General features: G+C 44.9%; 16 protein-coding genes. 15 read left to right on the top strand and 1 reads right to left on the bottom strand.

Going from position 1 to position 19028, the window contains the following annotated elements; genetic code table 11:
* Nucleotides 1–66: 66 nt before the first annotated feature.
* From GVN16_RS16245 to GVN16_RS16185, 13 genes are all read left to right on the top strand, one after another.
* Entirely contained in the window at nucleotides 67–2322 is a 2256-nt protein-coding gene (locus GVN16_RS16245; protein WP_166564968.1) for a S9 family peptidase, read from the top strand.
* A gap of 2 nt (nucleotides 2323–2324) precedes the next feature.
* Nucleotides 2325–4046 carry a DUF885 family protein gene (locus GVN16_RS16240; RefSeq protein WP_409013175.1) on the top strand — a complete coding sequence of 574 codons (1722 nt, stop codon included), beginning with the start codon at nucleotides 2325–2327 and terminating at the stop codon, nucleotides 4044–4046.
* 319 nt (nucleotides 4047–4365) lie between these two features.
* Complete coding sequence (locus tag GVN16_RS16235) at nucleotides 4366–4926, top strand: hypothetical protein (RefSeq protein ID WP_229244201.1); 561 nt, start codon at nucleotides 4366–4368, stop codon at nucleotides 4924–4926.
* Nucleotides 4927–5008: 82 nt separating this feature from the next.
* A complete protein-coding gene (locus GVN16_RS16230) occupies nucleotides 5009–5785 on the top strand; it encodes a hypothetical protein (RefSeq protein ID WP_166564966.1) in 777 nt (258 codons plus the stop codon).
* 81 nt (nucleotides 5786–5866) lie between these two features.
* Complete coding sequence (locus GVN16_RS16225; protein ID WP_166564965.1) at nucleotides 5867–8545, top strand: carboxypeptidase-like regulatory domain-containing protein; 2679 nt, start codon at nucleotides 5867–5869, stop codon at nucleotides 8543–8545.
* The gene (locus tag GVN16_RS16220) at nucleotides 8542–9069 is read left to right on the top strand and encodes a hypothetical protein (protein ID WP_166564964.1); all 528 of its coding nucleotides are present in this window, start codon (nucleotides 8542–8544) and stop codon (nucleotides 9067–9069) included. Before GVN16_RS16225 ends, GVN16_RS16220 begins: the two co-directional genes overlap by 4 nt.
* A complete protein-coding gene (locus tag GVN16_RS16215) occupies nucleotides 9069–9617 on the top strand; it encodes a hypothetical protein (RefSeq protein ID WP_166564963.1) in 549 nt (182 codons plus the stop codon). Before GVN16_RS16220 ends, GVN16_RS16215 begins: the two co-directional genes overlap by 1 nt.
* 365 nt (nucleotides 9618–9982) lie before the next feature.
* A complete protein-coding gene (locus GVN16_RS16210) occupies nucleotides 9983–10561 on the top strand; it encodes a hypothetical protein (protein WP_166564962.1) in 579 nt (192 codons plus the stop codon).
* Between the two features lie 155 nt (nucleotides 10562–10716).
* Nucleotides 10717–11415 carry a hypothetical protein gene (locus GVN16_RS16205; RefSeq protein ID WP_166564961.1) on the top strand — a complete coding sequence of 233 codons (699 nt, stop codon included), beginning with the start codon at nucleotides 10717–10719 and terminating at the stop codon, nucleotides 11413–11415.
* A 75-nt stretch (nucleotides 11416–11490) separates the two neighbouring features.
* Complete coding sequence (locus GVN16_RS16200) at nucleotides 11491–14193, top strand: carboxypeptidase-like regulatory domain-containing protein (protein ID WP_166564960.1); 2703 nt, start codon at nucleotides 11491–11493, stop codon at nucleotides 14191–14193.
* Nucleotides 14190–14711 (top strand): hypothetical protein, encoded by a 522-nt coding sequence (locus tag GVN16_RS16195; protein WP_166564959.1) that lies wholly within the window; start codon nucleotides 14190–14192, stop codon nucleotides 14709–14711. The genes GVN16_RS16200 and GVN16_RS16195 overlap by 4 nt, the downstream gene beginning before the upstream one ends.
* Before the next feature lie 8 nt (nucleotides 14712–14719).
* The gene (locus tag GVN16_RS16190; protein WP_166564958.1) at nucleotides 14720–15235 is read left to right on the top strand and encodes a hypothetical protein; all 516 of its coding nucleotides are present in this window, start codon (nucleotides 14720–14722) and stop codon (nucleotides 15233–15235) included.
* A 171-nt stretch (nucleotides 15236–15406) separates the two neighbouring features.
* Nucleotides 15407–16393, top strand: coding sequence for an NAD(P)H-dependent glycerol-3-phosphate dehydrogenase (locus GVN16_RS16185; RefSeq protein ID WP_166564957.1), 987 nt, complete (start codon nucleotides 15407–15409; stop codon nucleotides 16391–16393).
* 11 nt (nucleotides 16394–16404) lie between these two features.
* On the opposite strand, the gene GVN16_RS16180 is transcribed toward GVN16_RS16185, so the two are convergent.
* Nucleotides 16405–16794 carry an HIT family protein gene (locus tag GVN16_RS16180; protein WP_166564956.1) on the bottom strand — a complete coding sequence of 130 codons (390 nt, stop codon included), beginning with the start codon at nucleotides 16792–16794 and terminating at the stop codon, nucleotides 16405–16407.
* A gap of 197 nt (nucleotides 16795–16991) precedes the next feature.
* Between GVN16_RS16180 and GVN16_RS16175 the strand changes: the two genes are divergently transcribed.
* Both GVN16_RS16175 and GVN16_RS16170 read left to right on the top strand, forming a co-directional pair.
* Entirely contained in the window at nucleotides 16992–18263 is a 1272-nt protein-coding gene (locus GVN16_RS16175; RefSeq protein WP_166564955.1) for an acyltransferase family protein, read from the top strand.
* Between the two features lie 71 nt (nucleotides 18264–18334).
* On the top strand, nucleotides 18335–19003 hold the full coding sequence (locus tag GVN16_RS16170; protein ID WP_166564954.1) for a DUF1080 domain-containing protein: 669 nt from the start codon (nucleotides 18335–18337) through the stop codon (nucleotides 19001–19003).
* Nucleotides 19004–19028 lie beyond the last annotated feature (25 nt).

Raw genomic sequence — 19028 nt, 5'->3', positions numbered from 1 at the left:
ATTTTACTTATCCCTGTCATATCCTGCCGCAACTCCATTAAAATTATTTATTCAAACCTGATCATCATGATGAAAAAGTACTTGTGTGTTTTATTACTTGGACTGGGCACTGCCGGATTTGCCCAAAAGAAACCTGTTACTGCATACCGGCCCACGGAAAAAGAGATCTCAGACGCCTACAAAAATATGGAAAGGCTGGATTCGGTGGCTAAAAACAAAGTGTACAAAGCCACTGTGCTGCCTCACTGGCAGCCGGACGGACAGTCGTTCTGGTACAGGAATATCCTGAAAGACAGCGTAGCGGAATACCTGCTTGTGGACATCGGCACCCAAAAAAAGAACAAGGCTTTTGATCACGAAAAAATGGCGGCATCGCTGGGTAAAATTACCGGAAAGGCCATGAATGCCTCAAAACTCAAAATAGATGAGTTTTACGGAGGGAAGGCCCTGGTTGTTAAATCCGGTGAAAACTGGTACAGCATCAATGCCGAAACCTATGAAGCAGAAAAGATAGACAAACCGGGAGTTTCTGCACCCAAAGAAGTAGGATGGACCAGACAGAGGCCCCGCTGGATGCAGGTCAGAACGGACAGTTTCTCCACAGATAAAAAACAAAAAGCATACATCCGCAGCGGGAATGTTTACATCAGCGATGCCAAAGGAAACAAGCCTGTCCAGGTCACTTTTGACGGAAACCTCCAGAAATATTACGGAGAGCTCAGCTGGTCTCCGGACAACCGTTTTATTGTGGTGTATAAGATATCGCCGCAGCAGGATAAAACCGTTGGATTTTTCCTGACGTCTTTACCTAACACCACCCGCGGGGAAGCGAGGATAAGGCCTTATTCCCAGCCAGGGGATGAAAATCCGACCTATGAGATGTTTATCATCAAAACCGCAGACAAGAGCATTTCAAAGGTCAATACAGAGATTATTGACTTTTTCGAAAATCCGGTGATCAGATGGAGAGATGACAACCGGCATTTTACTTTCGAGAAAGTGGACCGGGGGCATCAGCGTTTCAGGGTCATTGAGGCGGATGCCGAAACCGGTAAAACCGGAGACATCATCGATGAGAAGACCGACACGTTCATTTATGAGCAAAAAATATATACTTACTACATCCCGGATAAAAAAGAGATTATCTGGGTATCGGAGAAAGACGGCTGGAGGCACATGTACCTGGTAGATGAGTTGTCGGGGAAAGCTAATCCGATTACGAAAGGAGACTGGGTAGTCAGGGGCATCGACAGCGTTAATGTCAAAAGCAGGGAGATCTGGTTTCAGGCCAGCGGTATGAATCCGTCAGAAGATCCGTACCATATACATTATTACAGAATCGGGTTTGATGGAAAAAACCTGGTCAAACTGACGCACGCGAACGCCACCCACAGACTTACTTTTACGCCCGACAGAGTGTACTATCTCGATACCTACTCCAGGATGGATACCCCACCGGTAACGGAACTGAGAAAAACATCGGACGGCTCGCTGGTCATGGAACTCGAAAAAGCGGACATTTCAGATTACCTGGCTACGGGATTAAAACTACCGGAAATATTTACTGCGAAAGCCAGGGATGGAAAAACGGACCTCTGGGGAATCGTTTACCGCCCGAGCAAATTTGATCCGAAAAAGAAATATCCTGTCATCGAAAATATCTATGCAGGGCCGCAGGATTCGTTTGTGCCCAAGGCGTTCTTCAGTTACGGAGAAATGCAAAGCATGGCTGAGCTTGGGTTTATCGTAGTGCAGGTGGACGGCATGGGGACCTTTAACCGCTCCAAGGCGTTTCACGATGTTTGCTGGAAAAACCTGGCAGATGCCGGTCTGCCTGACAGGATCATGTGGATCAAACAGCTGGCTGATAAATATCCGCAGATAGATACCGCCAGAGTGGGTTTGTACGGCACCTCCGCCGGAGGTCAGAACTCTCTCGGGGCTCTCCTTTTCCATCCTGATTTTTATAAAGCGGCGGTTTCTGCCTGTGGCTGTCATGACAACCGGGTAGACAAACAATGGTGGAATGAGCAGTGGATGGGGTACCCTGTCGGAAAACATTATGAAGAACAATCCAATGTAACCAACGCTCACAAACTGAAAGGCGACCTGTTGCTGATCGTGGGCGAAGCCGACACCAATGTACCACCGGAGTCTACCTACCGTGTGGCAGATGCTTTGATCAAGGCCAATAAAGAATTTGAACTCCTGACAATCCCCGGAATGGGGCATAGCGACGGGGGCTTGTATGGCCGCCGTAAAAAGAGGGACTTTTTTGTGAAAAGCTTACTGGGCGTTAAACCACCTAACCGCAATAAATAATCATGAACATGAAATATATTTTAACTCTTTTATGGGTAACCGGCCTGCTTTGGAGCTCCGTGCCGGCAGTAAAGGCCCAAAGTAATCTGTACCTGCAGTCCAGTGATGTGCACGACCTTATGACCCAGTACAGGGCAGACATGGGCAGCCTGAGGCGTTTCTATTTTGTTGATAATTCGCCGGAAGCCCGGGAGAGATTCAGGAGCGTTACCGCGGATTATCTGAAAAAGATGGAGGCTCTTAATTTCAACAAGATGAATGAGGGCAGCAGGGTAGACTATATTCTGTTTAACCGAGACCTGAAAGAAGGCCTGAGAGAACTGGAGGTGGAAGAGAAGGAAATGAACCAGCTGAAACCCTGGTTTGGGTTTTCAGACCAGATTTATGCGATCGAAAAGACCAGGAGAAGAGGAACCGCGTTGAACGGCCCACGGACAGCCCTGGATCTTAACGAAGTGAACAAACAGATCATTCTCTCGAAAAAGAATGTGGCAGACCAGGAGCTTGACCAGAACCTGATAGCGAGGGCAATTCAAACCACTTCAGGATTGAGAAAAGCCCTCAAAAGTGTTCATGATTTTTATAATGAATATGACCCTGAATATACCTGGTGGATGGCATTACCCTATCAGAAAACAGACAGCCTGTTAAAGAACCTGGAGATTTTTTATCAGAAAAAAGGAGATGCGGTAAAGTCCAACGCCAAAGACGACAGCGGAATAAAGGGCAAACCCGTAGGCAGAGAGGAGCTCATCCGCCAGCTGCAGTATGAAATGATTCCTTATACGCCTGAAGAACTCATTGACCTGGCCAACAAGGAATTTGCCTGGTGTGACCGTGAGATGCTGAAGGCCAGTCGTGAAATGGGCTTTGGTGACGATTGGAAAAAAGCGATGGAGAAAGTAAAAAACACCTATGTGCCCGCCGGAAAACAACCGGAAATGATCATGGGTCTTTATGACGAAGCGATCGCTTTCCTGAAAAAGAAAGACCTGATTACCATTCCGCCCATAGCCGATGAAACCTGGAGAATGATCATGATGACGCCAAAGCGGCAGCTGGTCAACCCGTTTTTTACAGGCGGAGAAGTACTCAGTATCTCCTATCCGACCCTGGGCATGGAGCATGAGGATAAAATGATGAGCATGAGGGGCAACAACCCTCACTTTTCAAAGGCCACTGTACACCACGAGCTGATAGCCGGACATCACCTGCAGGGATTCATGAACAATCGCTATAAAACCTACAGGAACTTCCGGACGCCGTTCTGGACAGAGGGCTGGGCCTTGTACTGGGAATTCATCCTGTGGGACCTTGATTTCCCCAAATCACCTGAAGACAAAATCGGGATGCTTTTCTGGAGGTCACACCGCTGTGCCAGGATCATCTTCTCTTTAAATTATCACCTGGGTAAATGGACACCTCAACAATGCATCGATTTCCTGGTAGACCGGGTGGGCCATGAGAGGGCCAATGCCGAGGGTGAAGTGAGAAGATCGTTTGCCGGAGGATACGGACAACTATACCAACTCGCCTACATGATGGGCGGGCTGCAGTTTTATGCCCTTAAGAAAGAGCTGGTTGACAGTGGTAAAATGACTTATAAGCAATATCATGATGCCGTTATGCAGGAAAACTCGATGCCTGTAGAGATGCTCCGGGCTATTATTACCAAACAATCATTGCCAAAAGACTATAAAACCTCCTGGAAATTTTACAAATGACTTTCTGAGGATAAGCCTTAAAATAAGAAAACAGCGATAGCAGATATGTGGAAAACATGTCTGCTATTTTTGTTAAAACAGGGTCTTATTAAGCCTATGTTGTTCATTTTCAGTGGGTTTAGGCACTGTTCCGCATGAGGTCAGCCTGATAGCTCAATCCCCTTTCTCCTTTCATCCCTTTTTCTTTCCCCGTACAAACATTAAATATATTTTCTGCGGGAATGCTTTGGCATTCTTTTTGTCCGTTTTTATACGAAAACATTGTTTATTATACGAATGTTGTTTTCAAAGTTTTTCTAATAAATAAACGCTAAAAACAATGAAAAGAGTTGTCCAAAAATTATCTCTCGCTTTCTCCTGTCTGGTTGGTTTAGGTTTAACCACTTCGTTTGCACAGGACACCAATACCGATAATCATACGGTAACCATTACTATCCCTGAGGTCGCTCTTCTTGATCTTGAAACAACAGGAAGCAAAAGCTTTACTATGGCTTTTGTGGCCCCGGATGAAGCCGGTAGCAAGATTACGGCCCCTACTGCCACCACTACGACCTGGTTAAACTATTCATCCATTGTGGCAATCGGCACGACACGTACCGTGACAGTTGCGGCAGATGTACTTGTTGGCGGAGTAGATATCAAGGTTTCAGCTGCAGCCCCGGCGGGTGGTGGCGGAGCTTTGGGAGGGGCGGCAGGTCCACTGACATTAACGACCACTGCCACCGCTTTAATTACTTCGATTGGCAGCTGCTGGACGGGCACAGGAAACACCAGCGGACATCAGCTGACTTATGAACTGGCCTTAAAATCAGATTATGAATCGTTGAAACATGGTGCTAAACCTGTGGTTGTTACTTACACCCTGACAGACGACCTTTGATTACAGAGGGAGGGTCATGTGCTGACTCTCCTCTGGTTTTCTTTTACGCCCGGCCTTTTCTGCCGGCTTAAATTTCTTTCCTATGAAATCACTACTCGTATCCCTGCTGATAGTTTTCTATATTCCGTCTTTTGCCGGCGTTGTTATTTTGAATGGCCTGACCCATATGCACACTGTAACAGGTGGGGTAAGCATCTCCGGAAAAATTAAAGTCCAGAATAATGGAAACAAGGAAGCTAAAATCATGATCTATGAAGAAGACCTGCTGATCTCCTGTGATAAACCGGCAGATTACAGCAAAACAGCGAAACATGAACGTTCACTTGGAGACTGGATGAAAGCAAACATCGAAGAGAAGGTCCTGCAGCCCAATGAAGTTTATGATATCGACTATACCATAGCTGTTTCTAAAGAAGCCGTGGGGTCTTACTGGTCTATGCTGATGATCGAAGCCGCAGATCCTTTTAAAGAAGAGGTGAATCAGGGCGTCAAGATTGACTCTAAAATCCGGTATGCTGTCCTGATCATAGCCAATGCCGGAACCATGGAGAATTCAAAAATAGGGTTTGAACAAATGAAGATCACACTCCAGGAAAACCTTTCTCAATTGCTGAATGTCAAACTTAAAAATACCGGAATTTTCGTTGCCCCGACAAAGCTTACTGTTGAAATTTATGATGAAAAAGGAAATAAGGTAAAGACCGTCGGAACAAATGTAAAAAAGGTTTACCCTGAAAAATGTACAGATTTTGAGTTAGTTATCAAGGATTTACCCAAGGGGAAGTATGACGGCGTGCTTATCGCAGACAACGGCAAAGATCTTTTCGGAGCCAATATTAACCTGGAAATAAATGAGTAAGTCCTGAAATCGCTGAGCCCCGGATGTTTTCTCCCGCAAACCTGGCTTTCCTTTATTTTGAAAAACATAATATGGTTCATATTGACACTCTTTATCCTTTCTGCCGGGAATAGCCATTGCCAGGAGGCAATGAAAGTAAAAGTGCTGTCTTTACCTCAGAAGATCAAGCCGGGAGGACACTTTACCTTTTTCTTCGAAACCAGGGCCGGATCAGGTTTCCAGACTTCCGCAGAAACATCACTTGAACTACCCCGGGACTGGCAGATCATCGTCATGCGTAAAACAGAGCAGGCTAATCATACAGCAAGATATATGTATACCGTCAGTACCCCTTCTACGGTGCTGGCGGGATCTTATCAGGTCATCATCGTGGTCAGGTTGGGAGATAAAGAGATCCGTGAAAAGACAGAAACAGAGGTGGTTACAATAAGGAGGGTAGAGGTTGTTCCACTGACATCTTATGAGTACGTTCAGGAAGGAGACAGCCTGAAACTTAACTACCTCGTTCAGAACCTCGGTAACCACATTGAAAAAATCAAACTCAGCACCAGCAGAGGCAAGATTGAGGTAAAGAATGATTCCCTCACACTTTATCCGCACAAAAGCATTCATGTCCTGGTAAGTCAGAAAGTCCCTGAAACACAGAGTAATTTCTGGGAAATGTCAAATGATCTTTTTGTTTCTCTTACCGACTCTTCCGATATGGTTTCAGGGTTTATCAATATCCCTGTTTATTCCAGTAAAAACAAAAAAAGCGACCCCTATCTCAGGTATTCGCTTGAAGGGGGTGGCTGGTACAGTCATTTTAACCTCAATCACAAAGCGAGGTCATCTTTTCAATATGACATCAGGGGATCAGGATTTCTGGACTTTAAACAAAGGCATTTTATGGATTTTACGGTTCATGGGCCAAACCAGATCAATTTACCCGCAGTAGGGAGCTTCGATTTGTATTCGTTGAGCTATTCTTATAAAAAAAGGACTAATGTGTCGCTGGGAGACTACCCGCTGAGGGTTAATAACCTGATGGAGTTCGGGCGATTCGGAAGGGGGCTGTGGTTTGATCAGAAGATAGGGAAAACCGGAATAAGTGTTTTTTATAACCAGCCCCGGTTTTATCCTTACCAAAAAGATACCTACGGAGGGCGATTTTACTATATCCCGAAAGAAAACCTGATGTTTTCTTTCGATGCACTTTCAAAAAGAGTCAGATTTAAAGACGAGTGGTTCAATACGCAAATGTACGGAGTAACCGCCCAATACCGCACCCCTGTTTTGTCTTTCATTACCGAGCTGGCCGCTTCCCGGGCTCATGGAAAGTTGGATGCCGGTTTTTTTAACAGGATTAATTTTCAGGTAAAGAAATTCCAGGTCAGCAGTGACCAGGTGTATGCAGGTAAGAACTTTTACGGTTCATACCACAACAGCTGGCAGGCGGTCAACTCGTTTTATTATTTATTGTTTAAAAAATTAAATGTCGGCCTGCAGTCTAATATTACCAGGCTTAATCCAAGGTTTGATACCTATATCCTGAATACTTCGCCTTATTATACCAATAACAGTTTATTGCTGAACTACAACGTCGCACGTGGACACCGGCTGATGCTGAGTTATAACCAGGAAGAAAAAGAGGACCGTCAGGAAATAAAACAGTTTTATTTTAAAGAAAAATATGGCAGACTGGTCTATATGGCCGGCACAGAAAAGTTACAGGTATGGTTTGAAAACCGTTATGGTCTTGCAAGGAATTTACTGGCCGCAGGAGACGACATCAGGTATTCCACCAGTATACGGTCGGTTTTACAACCCCAGGTCAGGATTTTCAGATGGTTTTGGCTCGGTGGTTTCGGTGAGTTTCAACGCAATGCCAAATTCTCTGAGAATACCAGTCTTCAGAATTACTATTACTACGGAGGAAGCGGCCGGGCGATTGTGAATAATGTATTCAATGCCTCATTTTCTTACCGTAATAATTATGCTCCGGATGAGTTGATACAAACGAGGAGTTATATGGATTTATCGGTCGAATGGAATACCAGACATAACCGGATAAGCATCCTGGGTGGCCGGATGTTTCTGCCTTACCATTCGGCGTTAAATGAAAGCAGCCTGTTTTTTGTGGTAAAATATACCCTGAAACTTAATGTTCCGATTGCCAAAAACAAGAACCTGGGGTCTGTAAAAGGAACAATCACCGGAAGTGACCAGATGCCGAAATCAGGGATACTTGTTAATCTCCAGGATAAGAAATTCCTGACAGATGCTTCCGGCAACTTCTATTTCAATGACCTGACGCCGGATAAGTATTACCTGACCCTGGATAAATCGACGATGGGTAACGGAATAATTGCGGAAACCCGAACACCCCTGGAGGTAAATGTGGAGGCGAGAAGCGTCAGGGAAGTAACTGTGCCCCTGGTGGTATCTGGAGGTATTGAGGGGAAAATAACCCTCAAGGCAGCTAACCAGCAAACAGACACAAAACCACCCGTGATCCTGGTTAAAATATCAAATGAAAAGGAGAGTTTTCTGACCAGGCCAAATGACAACGGCTTGTTCAGCTTTAAGGAAATACAGCCGGGAAAGTGGCGGATCGAAGTATCTGTCCAGGGGAATGCCGGTCAGTATGAGATAGAAAATCCGGTACAGAGCGTCGTGGTTGAGCCGGGGGCACTTAAAGAGGTTGTTTTTACGATTCAACTGAAAGAAAGGAAGATTTATTTTTCAAACAAAAGTTTCCAACTGATTTCCAAAAAATGAGATTCCTGCTGTTTATTCTTTTATACCCGGCGATGAGCCTTACTTACGGACAGATGTCTTCTTCTGTTTCCGCAGGTGTGACCTTGCCTTCTGTGGCTTTACTGGATATTGAACCCTCAGGTTCTGTTTCTTTAAATTTCACATCGCCATCGGAGGCCGGAAATATCCTGGGGAGCAGCTCCACCAATAATTCGAAATGGATCAACATAACATCAGCAGTGGCGTCAGGCGTGACCAGGAAAATAACCGCCCGGATATCAGGCACGGCACCCGCCGGGGTCAGACTGAGGGTGTCTGCTGCTTCGGTGGCCGGTAGCGGGGCCGGAACCAGGGGTACGCCAGGTTCTGCTTTATTTCTGACCACATCTGACCAGATCCTTATCAATGGAATTGGCGGCGGATACACCGGAACGGGAAACACGAATGGCTTTAATCTGACTTATTCGCTCGATATCCAGACTTACAACCTCCTGAAAAGCGGAGCTTATACATTTTCGGTCGTTTATACCCTAGCTGATAACTGATGAAATTAAAACCAGAGATATTGAAATGGATTATTTTAGCCTTAATACTTACGTTTTGTAACGCATTAAGGGCCCAGAGCATATCAGCTTCAGGTTCGTGGACTCCTTCGGTAACGGCCATCACAGAGGCAGGAAACAATTACGCTTCCAGTACCCTGGAGAGTGCTGCGAACCAAACGCTGATATCCGTCTCTATGCCTCCGCAGGATCTTCTTTTTATCATTTCATTTGCAAACAACTACCAGGTTTGGGTCAAAAGAACAGATTCCGGTCCAAACTGGAATACTGCCGGATTACAGCTTTTCGTAAAAAGGACAGGTAGCGGTACAGGTGGGGGTACCAGCCTGCTATTAGTGCCAAGTGCTATCAATAACGGCCTGACCTATCAGCAAATAACAACATCTGATGTTCAGTTTTTTGATGGATACAACTTCGGGAACAGCACCAGGTCCGGCATCCCGATACAATACCAGATCACAGGGGTTTCCGTCCTGGTGCCGGCGGCAACCTATTCTACCACCATCACCTACACGCTGGTCGACAACTGAGAATATTTTTTGCTGAACTTAAAACCCGCCTTCAGGGCCTTTCGCGGAAGTGTCTGACAGAAAGCATGTGACCTTTTATTATTCCTTAAGAATTGGCCTCCACAAGATTCAAATTATCATTCTTCAATCTTCCTTCTCTCCTTTTCTTATTCGTAACCTTCATTTTGTCAAGAAGTTATAAGCCTGAAAGTCTTGCGTTTCATTTTTGTTTTTCTGCATTTCCGGCCCTCTGAACAGCGTCAAAAAAGACCTGGAAAAAGAGCGGCAATAATTTTTTTTCAAAGATGTGACTTTTTTTAAAATGAAAGTCTAAAACATACACAAGGTGTAAGTTTTTAAAAAACAATTAAATTAAAAAACCAAAAATGAAAAGAGTCTTTCAAAAATTATCTTTTGCACTTGTTTGCTTTATAGGCTTAGGACTTGGTTCTTCTTTCGGACAGGATACCAAGACGGATAACCACACGGTGTCCATCACCATTCCGGAAGTCGCGATTCTGGATCTTGAGCTGTCAACAAGTAAAAACCTGACGATGAACTTCGTCGCTCCTACCGAGGCGGGAAATCCGATCACTGCCCCCGTAAATAATACGACCCTTTGGTTAAACTATTCTTCGATTGTTGAGCCGACAGGTGTTGATGCGTCCCGTACCGTATCGGTTAAAACAAGTGCCCTTATTCCCGGTGTGGATATCAAAGTGACAGCCGGTGCGGATGCCGGTGCCGGAGCAGGTACCAAGGGTGTGCCTGTTGCAGCCGGAGTGACGCTGACTACCACAGACCAAAACCTGATCACAGGTGTGGGCAGCAGCTGGACAGATACCGGGGTGAGTAAAGGACATCAATTGACTTATGCGGTCAGCTTAACTTCTGCTGCCACCTACAGCAGCCTTGTAAGCGGAACGTCGACGGTTACAGTAACTTACACTTTGTCTGCAAATTAAACCGGCATAAGGGGAGCGAAGGATTAACCCTTTGATCCCCTGTGTTTTAAATACTTTGCTTAATCTTTCAAAATGACGGTATGAGATTGTCAGGACTTATATTAGTGCTTATGTCATGCTTTCCTTCTTTTGCGGGGATAGTGATTTTAAATGGCTTGAGTCATACCCACGAAAATGCCGGAGGGGTGGTTGTCAGCGGTAAAATCAAAGTGCAGAATAATGGAAAAAAAGAAGCCAGGATTATGATCTATCATGAAGACCTGATGGTTTCCTGTGATAAACCCATTGATTATGCTAAGGTAAACAGCCATGACCGTTCATTGGGAACCTGGATAAAAACCAACATTGACGAGAAGGTTTTGGAAGGCAATGAGATATATGATATAGCCTACACCATCACTCTTCCGAAAGACCTTAAAGGATCCTACTGGTCGGTCATCATGATTGAAGGGGCAGACCCCATTAAGGAGGATGTTGAAAACGGAGTCAAAATTGACTCCAAGGTGAGGTATGCTATCCTGGTGGTGGCTCATGCCGGAACCCTTGAAAATCCGAAGATAGGTTTTGAACAGATGAAAATCGTTCCGAAAGACAGCGTCTCCCAGACGTTACATGTCAAGCTCAAAAACAACGGCATTTTTGTGGCTCCTGCCAAACTGAGCATCGAGATTTACGATGCCGGCGGGAAAAAGATCAAAACTGCAGAAACGATTCTCCGGAGGATTTACCCTGAAAAATGCACGGAGTTTGAGCTGGTGGTCAAAGACCTGGCTAAAGGAAAATACGAAGGGGTTTTGATTGCCGACAATGGCAAAGACCTGTACGGGGCCAACATAAACCTGGATATCAATTAAAAAAGAACTGTATCCGGACAGTAAAAAACAGGACTCTACCCCAAAATTTTAAAATTAACATACACAGCATCTGTTTTGAAGATTGCCACAATTTTCATATTGACCCTCATTACTTTTTGTTTTACCCGGAGCTACGGCCAGAAGGAACTCAACATAAAAGTATTAAACCCTCCGCAGAATGTTAAACCGGGAGGGCATTTCACCCTGTTTTTTGAAGTTGAAAAGCAGGGCTTATCCCTTGAACATATCACAGCGTCTCTGCAGGTTCCTGAAAACTGGCAAATTATCCTTTCCCGTAAATATGAAGTGGATAATGCCTCATTAAGATATGTTTACACCATTGCTACACCTCTAAATGCCATTTCAGAAGACTACCCGCTTACTTTTAAAATCTCTGACGGTGGTGCTTTACAGGGGATTAAAACAACCGGGATAAAAGTCACAACCGTCCGCAAGGTAGAAATCATCCCTTTGTCTTCTTACGAGTATGTCAGAGAGGGTGACAGCCTGCATTTGAATTACCTCATCCAAAACCTGGGGAACAAGCCGGAGAAAATCATGGTCAATACCAGCAAGGGCAAAATCCGGTTAAAAAATGATTCCCTGCTACTGGAACCCCTCAAAAGTATCCAGGTCAGGGTCAGCCAGGTGGTGCCCAGAACCCAAAGCAATTACTGGCTGATGTCGAATGATTTGTTTGTGGTTCTTAAAGATTCTGCCAACCCGGTTTCGAATTTTCTTTCTGTTCCTGTTTATTCCAGTAACAACAAGAAAAGTGACCCGTATCTGCGTTTTCCGGTGGAGGCCGGGATGTGGTACAGCCATTTCAACATAAGGCAAAAAGCCAGTTCTTCTGTCCAGTATGATTTCAGGGGGCACGGATTCCTGGATTTTAAACAAAAGCATTACCTTGATTTTACCGTGCATGGCCCGAACCAGATCAACCTGCCAGCCATCGGTAGTTATGATCAGTACTCTCTTAATTATTCTTTTAAAAAGAGCACCCAGATTTCCGTCGGCGATTATTTGCTGGCCTTTAACAACCTGATGGAATTCGGGAGATACGGGAGAGGCTTTCGGATTGACCAGAAAATAGCAAAAACAGGCCTGAGTGCTTTTTATCTCCAACCCAGGTTTTATCCCAATCAGAAAGGTACTTACGGAGGCCGGTTCTATTTTAAACCGAAAGATAACCTCATGTTTTCGGCAGATTTTCTTTCAAAGAATGTAAAGTTCAATGGTCAGTGGTTTGATGCAAAAATGGTGGGTTTGTCAACGCTGTTTAGAAACAGGGCATTCATGATCAATACCGAATTAGCAACTTCCCATGCCAACCGGAAAAGTGATTGGGGTGTTTTTAACCGGGTTTACCTTCACCACAAAAGAATCCAGCTTACCAGCGACCTGGTTTATGCCGGGAAGAATTTCTATGGGTTTTATCACAACAGCTGGCAGGCGGTCAACACACTCAATTACTATGTTTTCAAAAAAGTGAGTCTTGGTGTTCAGAGCAATTTTACCAGGGTCAATCCCAGTTTTGACACCTATGCTTTAAATACGTCGCCGTATTATTCGAGCAACAGCTTTTTGCTGAATTATGACATGGCCACCTATCACCGGCTCATCTTAAGTTACCATATTGAAGAGAAAGAAGACCGGCAGGAAATAAAACAATTCTATTATAAGGAAAAGCATGGCCGGCTGGCCTACCTGGTCACAGCAGAGAGGTTTCAGCTCTGGGCTGAAAACCGTTATGGAATCGCCCGCAATTTATTGTCGGTCAATGATGATGTAAAATACACACAGAGCATAAGGTCGGTTATCCAGCCCCAGGTCAGAACCTTCAGATGGCTTTGGATAGGAGGCTTTTTTGAGTACCAGAGAAACGCCAAATTCAGCAACAACACGCAGCTGACCAACTATTATTATTACGGAGGCACAAGCCGGATGCAGATATCGAATGTCTTCAATGCCAATTTTTCTTACCGGAACAACTATGCTCCGGATGAGCTGATTCAAAGGAGAAGCTACCTGGATCTGACGGCAGAACTTAACCTGAAACATCACCGGCTCAGTGTAGCAGCCGGGAGGGTATTTCTGCCCAACTATATCCAGGGCAACGAAAACACATTGTATTTCATGGTTAAATATGCTTTGAAACTGAATCTACCCCTGGCAAAAAACAAAAACCTCGGCTCAATCCGGGGAAGCATATCAGGAAATGCAGACATGAGAAAATCAGGAATCCTGGTCATCCTTGGAGATAAGAAGTTTCTGACTGATGCCAATGGGAACTTCTATTTTAATGACCTTCCTCCGGATAAATACTATGTAACCATCGATAAGTCGACGGTCAATACCGGAACCATCACCGCAGTGAAGACCCCGATGGAAGTGGCGGCTAAAAATGTCAATGATATTTCTATTCCGTTGGTTGTGGCAGGTGGCGTTACGGGGAAAGTCTTGTTTCAAACCGGGGACAGTATGACCGTCGGCCATCAGAAAACCATAGTGCTGGTCAGGTTATTCAATGAGCATGAAAGCTTCATGACACAGGTCAATGACAAGGGCGTGTTTTCATTCAAGGAAATGCAACCGGGGCAATGGCAGGTGCAGGTCTCTGTTCACGGGCACCAAAACCAGTTTGAAGTCAGAAACCCCTTGCAGAATGTTGTCATAGAGTCGGGAAAACTTAACTCCCTCAGTTTCACGGTGTATCCCAAAGAGCGTAAAATATATTTTTCAGATGAAAGTTTTCAAATAAGCTTAAAAAAATGAGATACTGTCTTTTTGTGTGCTTATGCCTTTTCTCTTTTTTGGTCTGCGGCCAGTCGGCTTCAGTTTCTGTGGGTATCAACCTGCCTGCTGTGGCTTTGCTGGATGTTGAACCGGCAGGATCGGTAGCCTTGAATTTCACGGCTCCTGCAGAAGCCGGCAATATCCTGGGAAGCAGTTCCACCAATAATTCGAAATGGATCAACATAAGCTCCGCGGTTACGACAGGGCTTACCAGGCGGGTAACTGCCCAGATTTCAGGAACGGTGCCCGCCGGAGTCAGATTGAGACTGGCCACAGCCACGGTATCTGGAGGGTCCGGGGCCAGGGGAACACCCGTCACGCCTTTGTTTCTCAGTACAACGGCCCAGACCATTATCAATGGCATCGGCGGCGGATATACCGGCTCAGGCTCGGGTTTCGGATTTAATCTTACGTATTCGCTTGATATTCAGACGTACAATCTTCTGAAAAGCGGCACCTATACCTTTTCGGTTTTATATACCCTGGCCGATAACTGAGACGATCTATGAGAAAATTCATTTTAATAATTTTGCTGATTTCCTCTTTTGGAGGCCAGGCTCAGACGATTACCGCCACAGGCTCCTGGACTCCGGTTGTTTCTGTCATTACAGAAGCGGGGAATAATTATGCGTCGACTACAATTCAAAGTGTGGCTAATCAGACTTTGGTGAGCGTTTCGATCCCCAGTGTTATTCTGGGCTTATTCGCCAACCATTATACCGTATATGTCAGGAGGACGGATTCTGGACCTAACTGGAATACAGCAGGTCTGGAATTATGGGTCCGCAGGACAGGCGATGGTGCCGGCGGAGGGTCAAGTTTATTAGGAGTAAGCAATATTTTCGGAGGGGATGCCTTTCTGCAAATTACGGCAGGAGATCAGTATTTTTTTGAAGGCAACAATTTCGGTACTACTCCCCGGACAGGCATTCCGCTACAGTATCAGATCACGGGTGTTTCAGTGGAGGTGCCGGTGGCCAATTACACCACCACCATTACCTACACCCTGGCAGATGATTAGGATTTACAAACCATATATACCGGCAGGCAGGTTCTGCTTTACCTGATTTTTGATATCTTCCGTCTTTTTTGATTTGTGCTTTCTGCGGGCTAGGTGTTAGTAATTCCATAATGTTTTCCATATTTTTGCTTCATAGAGATTAATAATTTCTGTTTTCATAATTCAGCAAACATGAGCATAACAGTCATAGGAGGAGGAAGCTGGGCAACAGCCATCATCAAGATTTTGAGTGAAAAAAATGTCAAAATAAAATGGTGGCTCCGTGACCAGGCAGATGTGGATCACATTAAAAAACACCACCATAACCCGCAATACCTGAGCAGCGTGGAGTTGCATCCGTCTAAGGTTAAGCCCTATCATAACCTTAAAGAAGCACTTAAAAATACAGAATGGGTTATTCTGGCGGTCCCTTCCGCTTTTATCCAGGATGCCTTGAAAACCATTGATGCCAGCCATCTCAAAAACAAGAAGGTGGTATCTGCCATAAAGGGGATGATACCCGAAAAACACCAGCTCGTTACAGACTGGATGGAAACGGTTTTTGAAGTAGCTCCGCAAAACATCGGGGCCATAGCCGGGCCTTGCCATGCAGAAGAAGTGGCCCTGGAAAAACAATCTTACCTGACCATTGCCTCTCCGGGGAACGAATTGTCGAAGACTTTTGCGGAAATGATGAAATGCCGTTTCGTCAGGACCTCGGCTCTCAACGACCTCGTGGGGGTGGAATATTCTGCGGTCATGAAAAACATCGTGGCATTGGCCTGCGGTATCACGCATGGGTTGGGGGCGGGCGATAACTTCCAGGCGGTCATGGTATCTAACGCCATGCTCGAAATCGAGCGTTTTCTCACCAAAATTGCCCCGCTCGAAAGGTCTGTGAATGCGTCTGCTTACCTGGGTGATCTGCTGGTGACAGCCTACTCTCAGTTTAGCCGTAACCGGACGTTCGGTAACATGATAGGCAGGGGCTACAGCATCAAAACCGCCCAGATAGAAATGAATATGATAGCAGAAGGGTATTATGCTGTAAAATCCATTTTTGAGATCAATAAAAAACTCAAAGTAGATATGCCGATTACCAATTTTGCCTACCAGATCCTATACAATAACCAGCCTTTGCACAAAGAGTTTGAAATACTCAAAAAGGAGCTGAAATAGACACGGGTGGCCTAAAGGTTGGCTTTTATCTTTTCCGCGATCTCAGATAGTTCTTCCGGACTCATTTTTATCTTCGAGTTGAAGTTCATATCGGCCATGCTATTCATCGGGATAAGGTGCACATGGGCATGCGGAACCTCCAGGCCGATCACGGCAACCCCTACTCTCTTACAAGGCACGGCTTTTCTGATCGCAGGTTCAATTTTTTTGGCAAAAGCCATCAGTCCGGCATAATGCTCGTCGTCCAGATCGAACAGATAATCAATTTCCTGTTTGGGAATAACCATGGTGTGGCCCGGTGCACAGGGAAATACATCCAGGAAAGCGAAGAATCTTTCATCTTCCGCGATTTTATAGGACGGAATCTCTCCGTTAACTATTTTAGTGAATATTGATGCCATTTTTTTCGAAGGTGTTTTGCTATCCCAAAGATAGAAAGGAAAAGCACACGGGGGAGAATCCGGGGCTCTTTTTTAGAAGAGCCGTGCGAATTTAAATTCTGCAGCCGGATGGAATTATCAAGAACATTTTTTAATTTTTTTAATAAGTAAAAAATAAAATCTCTACTTTTATTAAAGTAACCAATCAAGCCCCCATTATGCAAAAAAAACGGTTGATTTCCCTTGATGTTTTCAGGGGACTGACAATCATTCTGATGACCATTGTTAATAATCCCGGAGACTGGGGCAGTGTTTACCCGCCATTGCTCCATGCAGAATGGCACGGATGTACACCCACCGACCTGGTTTTCCCGTTTTTCATATTCATTGTCGGAGTGTCTGTTTCTTTTGCCATTCCTGAAAAAATATGGAATGCCGGTACTTTTGAAAAAATACTCGTACGGTCATTAAGGATATTTTGCCTCGGTCTGTTTCTCAACTTCTTTTCGAAAATCAACCTTTTCGGATGGGAAGGGATTCCGTTTGCTGTAGTCAGACTACTCATTACCATCGCCGTGAGCTATGCCCTGATGGCCGATTTTAAAGGCAGAACAAAATTGTACCTTGTGCTTCTTATTTTCTTCTGCCTGCTGTTGCTGGCCTTTGGCGGTTTTGAAGATTTTAAAAATGTGAGAATTCCCGGCGTATTGCAACGCATCGGTATTGTTTATTTTATCACTTCTGTTTTGTATTTGCTGACCGGTTTCAGAGGGCAGGTAGCTGCAGCGGCTTTGCTGCTGATATTCTATTGGATACTGATGACCCAGGTGCAGATTCCGGGATTCGGAGCTCCAAACCTCAACAAAGCCACCAATATGGCCGCCTGGGTAGATAACGCCCTGCTGGAAGGGCACATGTATGTCGTTTCCAAGACCTGGGATCCGGAAGGCATCCTGAGTACCATTCCCGCGATCGCTTCCTGTATCATAGGATTACTGATCGGGCAGCTGCTCAACAGCAACGTTCCGAAACTAAAAAAACTGCAGTACATGGCCGGGCTGGGGGTGGTTTTGCTACTGGCCGGTATCCTGTGGGACAAGAGCTTCCCGATCAACAAACCCTTGTGGACAAGTTCTTATGTGCTGTTTGTTTCCGGTCTAGCCATTCTCTGTTTAAATGTACTTTACTGGCTCATTGAAGTCCTGAATCTGAACAAATGGACCCCTTTCTTTGTGATCTGGGGGGTTAACCCGATGATCGTATTTTTCTATTCGGGTGTTATTCCCCGTGTTTTGGGCATGATCAAACTGACTAATCCGGAGGACGCCACCGGCCAGATCAACTTACAGGCCTATCTTTATCAATACGGGATTGCCCGGTTTTTTGAAAATCCGATGAATGCCTCTCTCGCCGGGGCTCTGACCTATGTTTTGATTTGGACTTTAATTCTTTGGATTTTTTATAAGAATAAACTAATTTTCAAAGTTTAATAAAGGCGGCTCTGTAAGGGCTTATGAATGTGTATTTTTAATCGTTTATCAAACATAATATATTCAACCTGATGAAAAAATTTATAATTGTTCTGACCATGCTGACCTCTTCTTTTGCCTTCGGACAAAAAGGCAAATGGGTTAACATTTTTGACGGGAAATCAACCGCCGGATGGCATTCATGGAAAAGCAAGGAAGTAAAAGGATGGACCGTAGAAAACGGTATCCTGACCACTAAAGGCAAAAACGGAGACCTGCTGACCGACAAGGAATACGAAAACTATATCCTGGAATTTGAATTTAAAGTACAACCTAAGGGTAACAGCGGCTTGATCTACAAAGTAATTGAGGACCCTGAAAACAAAGAGCTTTTTGCCCCTTATGCCTCAGGACCTGAGTTTCAGATCATCGACGATGTCAATTATCCTGAAAAGATACAGGACAAGCAAAAGACCGGTGCTAACTATGACATTTACCCACCTAAAGACCTGACGGCCACCAAACCTGCGGGCGAATGGAACAAAGGTAAGCTGATCATCAAAAACGATCATATTGAACACTGGCTGAACGGTAAGAAAGTAGCAGACTATGAATACGGAAGCGAGATCTGGAAAAATGACCTGGCGGGAAGCAAGTTTGCGAAGTGGCCTTATGCAAAAGCTCATGCGAAGGGCCGTATTTCATTGCAGGATCACGGAGATTCAGTGTCTTTTAAAACGATAAGAATTAAGGAACTGTAATTGAAAAGATAAGGATGAAACGGGT

Source organism: Emticicia sp. CRIBPO, assembly GCF_009905725.1.
GTDB lineage: Bacteria > Bacteroidota > Bacteroidia > Cytophagales > Spirosomataceae > Leadbetterella.
The sequence above is the reverse complement of the archived record's forward strand: the minus strand, read 5'-3'. Positions and strand labels throughout refer to the sequence as shown.